The 13912-nt window shown below is 38.4% G+C and carries 6 protein-coding genes; 4 read left to right on the top strand and 2 right to left on the bottom strand.

The window, feature by feature from the left end:
- Positions 1–6: 6 nt before the first annotated feature.
- On the bottom strand, positions 7–1116 hold the full coding sequence (locus YW9_RS0100175) for a glycosyltransferase family 4 protein (RefSeq protein WP_026193682.1): 1110 nt from the start codon (positions 1114–1116) through the stop codon (positions 7–9).
- Between the two features lie 271 nt (positions 1117–1387).
- Between YW9_RS0100175 and YW9_RS0100170 the strand changes: the two genes are divergently transcribed.
- The 4 genes from YW9_RS0100170 to YW9_RS0100155 all read left to right on the top strand — a co-directional run bounded on the left by YW9_RS0100170 (position 1388) and on the right by YW9_RS0100155 (position 6595).
- Positions 1388–2815 (top strand): alkaline phosphatase, encoded by a 1428-nt coding sequence (locus YW9_RS0100170; protein WP_018278149.1) that lies wholly within the window; start codon positions 1388–1390, stop codon positions 2813–2815.
- 17 nt (positions 2816–2832) lie between these two features.
- On the top strand, positions 2833–3822 hold the full coding sequence (locus YW9_RS0100165) for a cation diffusion facilitator family transporter (protein WP_018278148.1): 990 nt from the start codon (positions 2833–2835) through the stop codon (positions 3820–3822).
- A 328-nt stretch (positions 3823–4150) separates the two neighbouring features.
- Positions 4151–4921 carry a DUF6261 family protein gene (locus YW9_RS0100160; RefSeq protein ID WP_018278147.1) on the top strand — a complete coding sequence of 257 codons (771 nt, stop codon included), beginning with the start codon at positions 4151–4153 and terminating at the stop codon, positions 4919–4921.
- A 3-nt stretch (positions 4922–4924) separates the two neighbouring features.
- The gene (locus YW9_RS0100155) at positions 4925–6595 is read left to right on the top strand and encodes a DUF6909 family protein (protein WP_026193681.1); all 1671 of its coding nucleotides are present in this window, start codon (positions 4925–4927) and stop codon (positions 6593–6595) included.
- A 226-nt stretch (positions 6596–6821) separates the two neighbouring features.
- Here YW9_RS0100155 and sov read toward each other — a convergent pair whose 3' ends face one another.
- The gene (gene sov / locus YW9_RS0100150) at positions 6822–13874 is read right to left on the bottom strand and encodes a T9SS outer membrane translocon Sov/SprA (protein ID WP_018278145.1); all 7053 of its coding nucleotides are present in this window, start codon (positions 13872–13874) and stop codon (positions 6822–6824) included.
- Positions 13875–13912 lie beyond the last annotated feature (38 nt).

The following is a 13912-nucleotide window of genomic DNA, read 5'->3' as shown; positions in this document are numbered from 1 at the left end:
GTTTGATTAAATTTTTGTTTTGTATACGTTCATAATTTGCTTAAAAACAGACTCATCAGTAAATTTCTGAGCATATTCAAAGCCTTTTTCAATCATAAACTCTCGTTTCTTTTCGTCAGAAAGAATGCTTAAAATAGCTTGTTTTATTTCTTCAGAAGCATTGTTTAAATCAATATAAATGGAATGTTCGCCACCAGCTTCAGGAAAGCAATTTCCAGAGGAAGTAATTACTGGAATTTTTGAAAATAAGGCTTCAATAATTGGAATTCCAAATCCTTCAAAAACAGACGGATAACAAAAAATACTTGCCGATTGATAAATTACAGCCAAATCTTCCATCGAAACATTTTTCAGTACAAATACACGATTTTGCATTCTGTTTTCAATGCAATACTTCTCAATTTCGTTGAAATATTTTGTTTTTTTGCCTATCAAAACCAAAGAAATATCCAAATCTTTAATAGCTTTTACAATTTCTAAAGCATTTTTGCGAGGCTCTATAGCTCCTACGTTTAGCACAAACTTTTCTGGAAGATTATATTTTTTGCGAATTTGTTGTTTTTTTTCTTCCGAATAAAATTGTTTGAAAGCCTTATGGCAACCTTGATAAACAACCGAAATTTTTTGCTCAGGAATCTTCAAAAATTTGATGATGTCTTGCTTTGTTTGTTCGCTAATTGCGATGATGTGATGCGACTTTTGTGCCGCGTACAGAAATTTCCAATAATGAATTTTTCTATCAAAAAAGGAATACAAATGCGGATAACGAAGAAAAATTAAATCGTGTATGGTAACAATGGTTCGCGTGTTTTTATAGATGCCTAAAGGGATTTCACCCGAGAGTCCGTGATAAATATCTAATTTCTCTTTTTCAGATAACGAACTTATTTTCAGAGTTCTCCAGATGCTTTTGAGCTTTTTCCAAAAGAAAGATTTTGGCGAAATTACTTTCGTTTTTTCAGTAAGTTTTATGCGTTCATCCTTCTTTGGTTTTGGGTTGAACAGAACGAGCTCACAATCACTTTGCTCCTGCAAAATACGAATTAAATCACGACTATAATTTCCTAATCCGCGATTGTTGTGAAAAGCTCTTTTGGCATCAAAACCTATTTTCATAAATATTGATTTTATTAAAAAATCCTGATAATATTGTCTTTCAGATAAAATAACTGAAATTTTTTGCACATAATTCTCTTCTGGATTAGTCAGCTACAAACATAATGAAATTTTTTAACAAATTCTTATTTGCCCACTAAAAAAAAATCCGTACCTTTCGCAACTAATTATTATCTGTTACGATTTATTATTTGTTAAATTAATGAGAAACAATTAGTTGTGAATTTGGTGCAAAGCCACTGAAAAACAAACTACTCAAAAAATATTTTTTATGAAAAGGAGGTCATTTTTCAAAAAAGGAGCGTTAGCAACTCTCGGAGGTGTATTGATATCCCCATTTGATTTAAGAGCTAATGCTGTTAAAGAGGAATTTAGAGGTAAAAAAGCCAAAAACATCATCTATATGGTGAGTGATGGAATGAGTTCGGGTACACTTGCAATGGCAGACTTGTATTCAAGGCGAATTTTAGGAAAACCTTCCAACTGGATAAATCTCTACCAGCAGAATTTAGCTACGAAAGCATTTATGGATATGCAATCGCTTAACTCTGTGGTTACAGACTCGGCTGCTGCAAGTTCATCTTGGGGGGGCGGGTATCGCGTACCGAATGGTAGGCTTAACGTAGGAGCTAACGGGGAGATGTACACGCCTATCTTGCAGAAGTTCAAAGCAAGTGGAAAGAAGGTAGGTTGTGTTACTACCGTGATGATAACCCACGCTACACCAGCAGGTTTTTGTGTTAACAGCAAAGCCAGAAACGCTCAGCCTGAAATCGCCGAACAATACCTGCAACTACGATTCGATGTAATGATGGGCGGAGGTGATGATTACTTCAGTGCAGACCATAGAAAGGATAGGGAAGACTTGTACAAAGAGTTCATAAACAATGGATTTACTGTGGCCAGAGATAAAGTACAAATGCAAAAGGCTCCTAAAGGTAAGCCCCTGTTGGGTGTGTTTGATAGTCAAGGACTTCCATATTCATTGGATTATAAGTATGACAAGGCATTACACAATCGTCCGACGTTGGCTGAGATGACCAGCAAAGCCATAGAACAAATGAAAGACCACAAACAGGGCTTCGTGCTGCAAGTAGAAGGTGGCAAAGTGGACTGGGCAGCTCACGGGAATGATATCGGAGCATTGCTTTTCGACCAACTTGCATTTGATGAAGCAGTGGGCGTGGCTATTGAGTTTGCAAAACAGGACAAAAACACACTCGTAGTGATTACTACCGACCACGGTAATGCTAACCCCGGACTGATTTATGGTAAGAATTGCAATAACAACTTCGACAATCTTCAGCATTTCAAACATACAAACGAATGGGTGCTGAACAATATTGCTCCTGATAGTTCAACAAGTTTCATAAAAGATATTATGGCAGAGAACTTTGGCAATATGAAGCTCACTGACGAACAAGCAAAAGCATTACAAGCATATTACTTAGATAAAGGCAAGGAAGATGGGCTTTATAATTTCAAGCACTTACCTTTCAGGTTATTGGCAGAGATACAGAAAGAACATACATCAGTGGGCTGGATAAGTATGGACCACTCGTCTGATTATGTGGAATTGGCTATGTTTGGACCTGGAAGCGAGAAGCTAAAACCATTTATGTACAATTATGAAATGCATAACTTCTTGCTGGAGGTAGCCGAAATGGAAAACAAATACTTCAATCCTAAACAAAGCTAAAGGTTTTAAGAGAATTGATGCACAAATCCCTTTCCTTTCAAAAGGTTGTAGCCTTTGTCGGTATTGTTTTATTTGTCGGCAAACTCATTGCGTGGCAATTAACTAATTCTGACGCTGTATTTTCTGATGCTATGGAAAGTATTGTGAATGTTGTCTCGGCATTTATGGGGCTGTATTCATTGTACTTGGCAGCCAAGCCCAGAGATAATGACCATCCTTATGGGCACGGAAAGGTAGAGTTTGTAACAGCAGGTATTGAAGGTGTATTGATAGCGATTGCAGGACTACTCATCATCATTCAATCGGTTCATTCTTTGCTTACAGGCATTTCGCTGCATCAGCTGGATTGGGGAATCGGCATTGTAGGAGCAACGGCTCTTATCAACTATATAATGGGATATATATCCTGTAAGAAGGGAGAAAGGGAAAATTCACTTGTGCTTATAAGTTCAGGAAAGCACTTGCAGAGTGATACGATATCTACCATTGGGGTAGTACTGAGCCTACTACTGGTTTATATAACGAACTGGCTTTGGTTAGATGCCATTGTAGCTCTTCTTTTTGGTGGGTACATTGTGGTTGTTGGTTATAAAATCGTTCGGAAAGCCTTAGGTGGCATTATGGACGAGAGGGACGAACAACTCTTAGCTAACATCGTGCAGGTCTTGAAAGAGAATAGATGTTCCGAATGGATTGACATACATAATATGAAAGTGCAGCAGTTTGGCTCTCATCTGCATATTGATGCACATATCACCCTTCCGTACTATTATTCTTTAAGGGAAGCACATCAGGAAATGGAGAAAGTTATCCGATTGTTATTGGAACACACCAACAGAACTGTTGAATTTAATTTCCATATGGACGACTGCAAACCTTTCTCTTGCGAAATATGTACTATAGAATGTACTTTACGTAAAAGACCTTTTGTAAAGAAGATAGAGTGGAATGCAAAGAATATTTCACAAGTTAAAAAACATAAATTGATAGAAGAAACGAAGGTATAAAACTCGTAATATATTTATCAAGTTCTATTCCAGTACTACTGAATCATTCTTTTTTGTAAGAGTAAGTTTCTTTGGTAGTGCTGGAATTTTTATAAGTAATAAAAACGTATAAGCAACTTGTGGTGACTTTTAGCTTTGTATTTTAAGACTTGTTGTCTTGTACTGCTAGAAAACCATTTTGATGTATTAAAGTTATTGTCTTGTGTTACTGGATAGGAGTTTTATATAGATAAACTAATTAGATAAGGCTATTTGTAAACATTTTTGACGTATTGAAATTATTTTCTTATATTTGTAGAAGTATTTAATTCATTTAAACTATAAGAATATGAAAACATTTTTAGATGTAAAATCCGTAAAATTGGAGCAACTTAATAACGATGAGTATGCTCAGTTTGTAAAAAGTGTTCTTAACTTGGTTCAGAATGCTTCTTTGGAGAAGTTAAGTGTAGAGCAAGAGGTGTATGATGCATTGCAATCCTATCACGAAAACCTTACAGAGGCTACAAGACAAAGCCGATTTAGTAATGAAACGAAAGACATTACTCAGTTAGATAGGCAACGATGTGATTATCTTATATTCCTGCTATCCTCGTTCCGCTTCGAGCAAAAAAATGCTATTGCAGAGCGAAGGGAGGCAGCTGCTATGCTTCATAAGAATATGAAAAGATATTCAGGGATTCAGGCTTTGCCACTTCGGCAGAAATCGCAAACAATAGAAGGTTTCTTAAAGGATATCACAAAACCTGAGTTTGAAAAGTACGTCCATACGCTGGGCATAAGCCAAACGATTACTTCACTGACAGAAGTGAATAAAGAATGCCAAAAGCTCATTGAAGAACGTGCTGAAAGCCAAGTTACTAATAAGCCTATCAATACTAAGAAGGTCAGGAAAGAGGCAACGAAGTTATATCGGTATGTAACGCGATGTGCATCAAGTAGCCACGCTGTATTTCAGTCTGCCGAAAGTGCTAACTTCATAACGTTATTGAACAAATTGATAACAGATACGATGAATGCTAATAAGCAAAGAACTACGCAGAATGCAGCAAAACCTACTTTACCAGAGAATAAAACAGAAGAAACAACACGCCAGTAAACTATGAAGATAAAAGAAAGAAGCAGAGCCCAAGAGTCCACAAGTGCCATTGAGCGTATGTACGTTACAATGCGTCATCTCTTTGCACGAGGATTTTACAAACCGATGGGTGTATCAGGAGAAGCCTTACGTGAATCGTTATTATTGCTTCGTCCAGAAATTTATGGTACCATTGCCGAGAGCAAAGCAGAACTCAATGGGCTGTCCTACGTACTTGAGCGTTTACCAGAAGGTATTGAACAATGCACGTACATTAACCTGATTTCTGATGAAGGCTACCGAAAGTCACACTTCAAGCCTATTATTCCGCCTAAAAGAAGACGTAATTGCTACAGAATAGATAGCCAACAGATGAATATTGAGATTACACGCGGTAGGTCGGATATCTATGATGCTCTTACACATTTAACTTTCTTATTTATTGAATCACAGAAAATTGCCAGAAATGTGTTGATAGAAGAAACAGGAGGTCTGTCACGTGACTGGGAAAAGTTGGAACAAGCATACAATAAAAGTAAACTTACCCAAGCAGAGCGTGAATCTACCCTCATACACATCGGGAATATATTAGGGCGTACCTTTGAAGAAGTCTTAGAAGTGTATCAATCCTTTGCTACTTCCTCACAGCCTGAGCGTTTCATACATATTATATATTGGCTTGGAAAATTAGCTTTAGATGAAATACTGGAAGATAAGAAACGAGTAATTACCTTCAGTACAGTCCTTCGCGAACGATTGGGTCATCATCTTCACGGCGAAATCTGGGCAGACACGATTAAAAGCACCTTATATAAAAATGGATTGCTAACACGTCCGTTACATATCATCAGTGCTAATATGCATAGTGTAATGAATAGTTTATTTGCTGAAAAGGCATTAAAAACGGAAGTAAAGGGCAAGACACGAATGGAAATCTTTGAGCTTTTGAGTAATCCTGAAAGCGAACGACTTCGTAAAAAGGTGAATGACTATGCACTCAGCAACGGAATGATATCCATTCCAGATACCTCAGGTACGAACATAGATGTGCAGATATTCGATACCGAGAAGATAGACCTAACGGGAACACCCTATGCACTAAGCTCAAAGGAGAAGCCGGTCATTTTTGTAATGGACTACGCATTCGGAGAACAAGCCTATGAGACCATCGATGAGCTCTTGAAACCCTTTCGGACAAATGGAGAGACCCATTTTATGAATGTGGATTCTGTATCCATAATGGGGAAAGCTGGTATCTTGGAAGGGGGCAAAGGGGATTTGATGATTCCTACGGCACACATATTCGAAGGGACATCTGATAACTATCCTTTTAAGAATGAGCTAACACTGCAGGACTTTGAGAACAACGGGCTGAAGGTATTCGAAGGCACTATGATTACAGTACTTGGTACATCATTGCAGAACAAAGATGTATTAAATTACTTCCTACGCTCTACTTGGAATGTAGTAGGACTTGAGATGGAGGGTGTTCATTATCAAAAAGCAATTCAGTCAGCATCGAAGATACGTAAGAGTATTCGTGAAGATGTAAAGGTACGTTATGCTTACTATGCATCGGATAATCCGTTGGAGACAGGAAGTACATTAGCATCAGGAGGTTTGGGTACTACGGGCGTTAAGCCTACCTATCTGATAACGCTAAAAATATTAGAGCAGATATTTGCAAGTGAGTAAGGCATTGCCCTTTTAGTAGACTAAGTGATGTTAAAGTACCACAGAATGTCAGTATGAGCGGAGTCGAAGACTGACAGGTGTTTCTGTTACTTGTTATAATAAGAATTTATAAAATGCCAGTAATGTGATACTATCGTATCAGGTATAAAAAGCAATTCTCCCTTAGGTAAAGCACTTAAGGGAGAATTTTTATACAATGATTCTACACAATTGTCTGATAACTTTGTTAATTGAAAGTATATCGCACGGATAGCCCAGTCCTAATTGTGGTCATCGGAAAGGCAGTGGATATAGCAGATTTAGAGAAGTTATACTGCAAGTAGTATGAAGCCAGTAGGTTCTTACTTAAGTTATACTCTGCCGTAAAGTTCCCCAACCAGTTCGTTTGCCCAGCTGTAACCTGATTGTTGAATACTTCCATATTCCTGATTACAGTAAACTCATCGCGGTAGGAGAGGGTACCTTTAAGGACTAAGTCGCTCTTCAGTGTGGTTTTCACTCCTGCTACCTTAGTAACAAATCGCAAGTCCTTAATGCGATATCCCAGCCCTAATTTATATTCCTTACCGATAATCTCAGTTAGGTAATCGTTATCCAGACTGATAGATACCGTGCGGTCGCGTGTTAGTTCAGCAAGTACATTAATAGAGTTTTTCATCTCCATATTAGCTCTAATAAGCGGATTAAATTGCTCCACTAAGGTAACGTTAGTGAATAGCTTTTCATTTAGGAAGTTACCAGCAGCGTTTACCTTGTTCAAGTCATTCGGGTCGTATTCCAAGTTAGTTCGGAATTCGCTCAAGGAGTAACTTGCTCTATAACTATGGTCAATTGTAAACCTCCTGAATGCCTTTTTGATAGGTTCCAGACGCATTAGCCCTGTGTAAGTGATGCTCCACTCAGGTACAGGAATATTTTTGAAAGCTCCAAGAGATACGCTATTAGCATTTTGCCCTGAATAGGCTGCTAAAAAGGCTGGTATCATTACAGACTGACTCGTTTTCCCAAATCCTTTAGGGAATCCCTCGCTATCCAAGTTATTGGAATCATTCAGGTTGATGCCTCGTTCAGTAGCTAAGCGTCGTGCTATGGTAATTCTGTTTTGCTTGAAACGTTCAAACCCTGCCGAATAGTATTCGTCTACTTTGTCAAAGGCTGTTGCTAGTAGGTTGGTTGAAATGTTGAAGTTACCTACTTGGTTTCCTATGAGTTTGTTATATACGAAGTTCTTCACTTCAAAGGTTTCCGTATAGTTATCGGAATATTGCCGTGCAGCTTTAAGAGTAATTTGCAAGTCTGGAATAGGTTGCAAGTTTGCTGTGATGGTCAAATCCCTCTCCTTAGATTGTAAGAATTGGTCATTGAAATCTACGAAATTGGTAAGGTAGCCTCTTTTTGCCATCTCATAACGCACATCGGACTGGCTTCCGAACATAAACCCAAAGGAAGGCTTGGTGGTTCCTAAAAAGCCAACGCTTTGTGTGTAACCTGGGAGCGTCTTTCCGTTAGTCTCAGCGTAGTTTACACCTATGTTTTTAATCATCGTAGCTAATGATTTCCATAGTTTCTGCTTCTCTGTCCTTGCACTTGGTTTGATGCCAATGTATCGATAGAGTTGGTCGAAGTTCATATTGGCTGTAAAATTGTGTGTGTTAGCGTTCTGTAACCTGTTAATATCGTGCTTAGCCAGTTGTAACAGCGTTTGTGAACCGCGTTGCCAATCAAAATCACCTGAATACGTGTAGTTCGATTTGATGAATTGTAGGAACGGAAACTTAGAGAATGGAAGCTCATAATTTACCTGAAACTTAGAGAAGAAATGGTCTGGGTCTCCTAAATCCCAGAAATTATCCCATAAAGTGATGTCCTTGCGTGTGCCAGAAACCTCTCCGTTAGCATCGTATGTGTAGTAATTACGGATGATACTATTATTCGTAGCATTGAAGTTCACACGCAGTGAGCGAGTCAGGTTATAATTCACTCCAAATTGATAATCCATCAGGTAATTTCTTTGCTGAAGCTCAGGCATAGCCTTTTGTTTAGTAATGTCGATACCTTGAATGTACACATCTCGGAATAGTTGTTTTGAGAATGACCTTGTGATATTCGAAGAGAAAGTTACACTCGCAGGTAGCACGTTTAGGTTTAGATCAGATAACCATTGCCAGTATTTTTTGCCTTCCAAGTACTTTATCTTCTTGAAAGGCTCTAATGTTTTTGGTTCAAAGGCATAATTGTACAACAAACCTGCACGTACCCTTTGCTCGTCTTCGTATTTGAGTTCATAATCACGATGTTTTACCTCATTGTACGCATAGTTTAGGGTTAAGTTTTCAACATTATAAAACCTTTTTTTCTGCCCTTCAGACATATTTTTCTTCACCCCGATTAGGTTGATACCTCTGCGAAGAGTGAAATCCTCAGCTTGTTCTTTAATGGACTGACGCTCTTCAGCAGATTGGGCTACGCTAAGCCTGTCTTCCAAGCGAATATCCTGATAAACTGGGTCGTACTCAGGAGTGGATAACTTCTGAGAATGATTCAAAGTTACAGGAATTTGCATATTCCACTTAGGAGGAAGTAGTTTTCCTGCATTGATGTTCATTACCACATCGTATTCCTTAGTACTTTCGATGGCTCGTTGGTTAGGAGCTTGGTCGACTGCACCAAAGCCAACGGTGTTCATACGTCCTGTAGCGGATACATTTAGTAGTTCGGAGGCATTGGCATCTAATGCACCTACCATCGCCCAACCTCCATTATTAACGAGTTCAGCTACTCGCAATTCGTTAAACCAAAATTCGCCACTTGCTGTATGTCCTGACACGTTCTTAACACCTATCATAACGGAACGCACACTACCTAAGGAAGGGTTTCCTTTCACTACATATCGGTTTTCTCCAAGTACGTAAGGTGTGTTTTCGGTAACGATATTAAGATTTGCATCGTAATACGTAGCGTTATTTAATGTTTGATTTCTTAGCCCAATAGCCTTGAGCTTAGTTAGGACTTCCATAGGAACAATCAATTCATTCTCTTTAGGCCAAATAAGCCCTTCAGAGGTAGTTCCTATAGGAGTTACTCGTAGCGGAACTTCCACTTGATAATAATTCTCATTAAAATCCGTTCCGATTCGCATAAAGGCAACCATCTGTCCGTTATCCAGAGATTTGTTATTGTATGCCTCAGCGTGGGTGAACATCTTGATGTACTTGTACTGCCTTAAATCAAGGTTCATTACTTTGTACACAGCCCTACTATCATACGACTCTAAGTTATCAACAATGTAAGATAGCGATTGCTCATTTTGTTCAATTAGGGTGTTATTCATATTGATTCGCTCACGATGAACTCCTGGAGGCATTCGGTATGGAATAGGGGTACGGGATTCATTCTCAATGAGATTCACTGAATTGATTTCAGTATGTGTATTATCATCTGATGGATCGTCCAAATCACTACTCAATGTATAGTTATAGTAACGCCAGTCGCCACGTACCAAGTCCAATGTTCCAAAACGCAGTAGCATTTCTTGAGGGAAACCTGTCATATACATTCGCATATGGGTTATGGAATTGATGATATCTATCTCGTCGTTAGGATTAAGAGGAAATCTGAATCCTTCACGTACCATTTTACCTTCTGCAATAGGTATTTTAAATTGAATCCAACGGGCTGATACGTTTCTTCCGTTAGGAGCTTCAATAGATACATTACGGATATCATTTACGTATTTATCACTACGTGAAATATTAGGCTTGATAGGTAAGCGATATTCATAGTAATTGTTTGCCGTATTCATCGTGAAATCGGCATTAATATCTTCGTAATCAGGAACTGTTGTTGAACCTCTGTTGTTATTGCCTACTGCAACTGGAGAGTTACCCTCTGTTCCGTTATAGTTGTAATATCTGTTAAGAATTCCTCCACTACGAGCTAAATAGTATTCATAATTATCCAGAGCGGGGTCGTTTGGTGACTCTGATGTATTGTTATTGTATATACTCGCCTCTTGTGAGCTTGGAAGTCCGTCCAATCCCACATCTTGTAGGGTTCTGTTCTCGCTACTCGCATCAAAAGCATATAGTAATGATTGTGCACCAGGAGTTTTTCCCCAAGAAGAAGTATTAACACTTGATGATGATGAAAGCCCAGGTAATCCGTTTTCATATTGTTTCCGACCATCTTTTAAAACATCTTCGGAGATATTTCCTAAGTTAAAGACCAGTTCTCCTGTTCCTGAATATTCTCCTGAGGTGTACGGGTCAAGCATCCAAAACTGGATATATTCGATATTACTTTCTTGGAAATCGGAATAGGTCATTCCTCGCATAATTCCTGCCCATTTTTCATCGGCATTGGTAGCTCCAAACGCAGGGTTATTGTTGTATTGTCCTTTAGCATTCGGGTAGTAGGCGAGGTCTAAAGTTGTTTGCACGAGGGTTTGTCCTTGAGCTATTTGTTGTTGGGGGAAGATTTCTTCAATGTAGATACGTCGCGTACTGTTTTTTGAAATTTCGTCACTACTAATGTCCGAAGGCTTTTGTGTAGAGTAGAATATAGGGTCGATGGTGTACCAAGCCATTTTGGCACGACCATAGCCGTTCTTCAAGTTTTCAGGGTCATCAGGAGATGTTCCATACAAGTTTTGAGGTTGAGAACCACTTCCTGAACCAAATTCCAAAGGTGTACTGGCTAATTTCCAAGCCAGAGACGAACGTATGTCAATGGTTATTTGGGAGGATTCGAAATCATCTAAGTAAACAGTTGTTTCTCCGTCAAAATTGTCCCCTTTAGGAGTTCCTGGAATGAGGTAAGCAAATTCGCCCCGCAAGGAGAGATTTGAAGCAACATCTGATTTTATGGTAGGAATCCGATTCACTAAGCGAGTTAGGAAAGGAAGTTCTGTTGAATAGGTTCCTCCGAAACCAAAAATAGTATTATTTACCGATTCCTGCCCGTAACTTGTCTTTTGGGTGTACGGACGTTCTCGAAGGTTTACCACAGAGGCTCCTACTATGAATTTATCGTTGAATTTATGTTCGATATTCACTCCCATAAAACGTGTAGTTTGTCCTCCAAAAATTAGATTATTTTCCACAGAAACTTGTATTGGTAGGTTCGAAGCCTCCAAACTTGGGTTGGTAATTTCAACTATTCCTGACAGATAATCAACTAAATAATCAAGACCTTCAACCAAAATCCGTCCACCAGCAGTAACTGTAACTGAGCCACGTGGAACATTAAATGCTCCTAACGATATTCCTCTTCTACCTGATGATTTGTAACGCCCTTTGAGTTGGAATTTGTTTTTATTACCATCCATTTGGGCTTGTGTTTTGGTATTGGAATACAGACTTGGATATACGTATTTTCGTTGATTTTCATTGTAAGTACTTGGATTTGAATAATCTCCTCCACCTAATGTTTTGTGCAAAAATTCCCCAAAGGGTTCTACTTTGGTAAAGAAAATCTTTCCGTATTGTTCATCAACGGTAATTCCAGGGAGAAAGTCAAAAAATCCATCTCCGCCAGGTTGTGGGTCGTTGTATTTGTTCAATCGGTCGAAATTAAACAAATTCAGTAATATTTTGTCTTCCAACCCCGAAGGCCAACCTACATCGGATACTTTTGTAATGTAGTTAATAGGCGATGGATCAGAGTAATAGATATTCATTCTGAAGTCTTCAGGGTCTAACTGAGCGGTTCCTAATGCGTAGACGTTCTTCATCATCAAATCCCAGATAGGATCTTTAACACTCAACCGATTACTTTTTAACATTTTCAGTACCAGTAAATTGTTCGTAATGGCATTATTATTTGCTGAAATGTTATGACTGGTAGCAGAAATACCATCATTGGCAAATTCCCCAATTTGAAATACTTGACTTCCGTAAGTATATTGATATGCAACAGCAAGTACTTCATCACTGCTAAGGGCAATATTTAGAGAAATATAACCCAACTTTGTATCTACTTTATAATCAATTCCTTCTTCAAGTTTCCGAGCATTTTCAATTACTGCATAGTCGTATCCTTGGTTTACGATTGCTGAAATACTTCCGAATCCTTGTTGCAAAGTTGCTACATCGCGAATAGCCTCAGTAAGTACTGAAGTTTTCCCAATTTGTGTTGGGTCGTAGTGGTTAGCTTCATTGGTAGGCATATCGTTTGTGGTCGAAGAAAAAAAGCCTGAGGGAGCGTTTTGGTTGATACGCGTATTTTCAGGTTTTACCTCGCCTAAATCCTGCAGGGCAAGTATGTTACGAATATTTCCTGTCCGGTTATTGCGATTGGTAACCCAAACTTCTAACCGAGTGATTTGTACTTTACTATTGATGAATGGATAATTTTCTAATGCCTTATCATATTGATCTCGAAAGAATTGCGCTAAGAAGAAGTTTCGGTTTTCGTCATAATCCAACGCGGTGAAGTCAAATTCGGTTATGGCTCCACCTCCTTGTGCTGTTACAGTTTTTCGCTCTGATTTTTGCTCAGAGAAAACTCCCGTGATAGTTGTCCTTCCAAATTTTAATTCTGTTTTAACTCCAAACAGACTTTGTGAGCCTGTAATGAGAGAGTTAGACATTGGCATTGAGATGTTTCCTAACTCTATTTTTTGAATTATATCGTCCTCATTGGGTTCGTACTCTAACTTGAAAACGTTTTGAAAATCAAATGAAGCCTGTGTGTCGTACTGAGCGTTTAGAGAAAGTCTTGTACCTATTTTTCCAGTCAATCCCAAACTGATACGTTGGTCAAAATCCAATCCCCAAGTGCTTCTGTTTCGTGGTGTTATGGCAGGATTATCATTCTTTGTATAGCGTAAACCTAAATCAATTCCTACACTTCCTTGAGGAATTATATCAATATTTCTTCCACCAAAAATACTCTCAAAAAAATCAGAGTTCACATACAAATCCGGAAGTAAATCACGTTGTATTTTCTTTTTTTCTTCTCCTGATTTGTTTGTATCAACGGCGTCCCATTTTTCTTTGTAATATGCCCGCATTCGTTCACGAAGTACTAAATTTTCATACTCCTTCACGGTTAGAAACATTGGAGTGGAAAGGTCATATTCACCCAGTTTTTCCGTGTAAACGTATTTATTAAGTTGTGGATTGTACGTGTATTTATGAACGATACTCTCAGGATTTTTTAGCCCGATTTTTGGGATATTATTTTTGAAGACAATACTGTCTTTTTTAGGTTCTTGACCCCAAGTAGTTAAGCTCAAAAAAAATAATATCAGCGTTATGTTTTTTAGATTTTTACACATAAATCTTTTGTTTTAGTGCTTCGAAAAAGTATTTATTG

Source organism: Capnocytophaga cynodegmi DSM 19736, from assembly GCF_000379185.1.
In the GTDB taxonomy this organism is placed as follows: domain Bacteria; phylum Bacteroidota; class Bacteroidia; order Flavobacteriales; family Flavobacteriaceae; genus Capnocytophaga; species Capnocytophaga cynodegmi.
The sequence above is the reverse complement of the archived record's forward strand: the minus strand, read 5'-3'. Positions and strand labels throughout refer to the sequence as shown.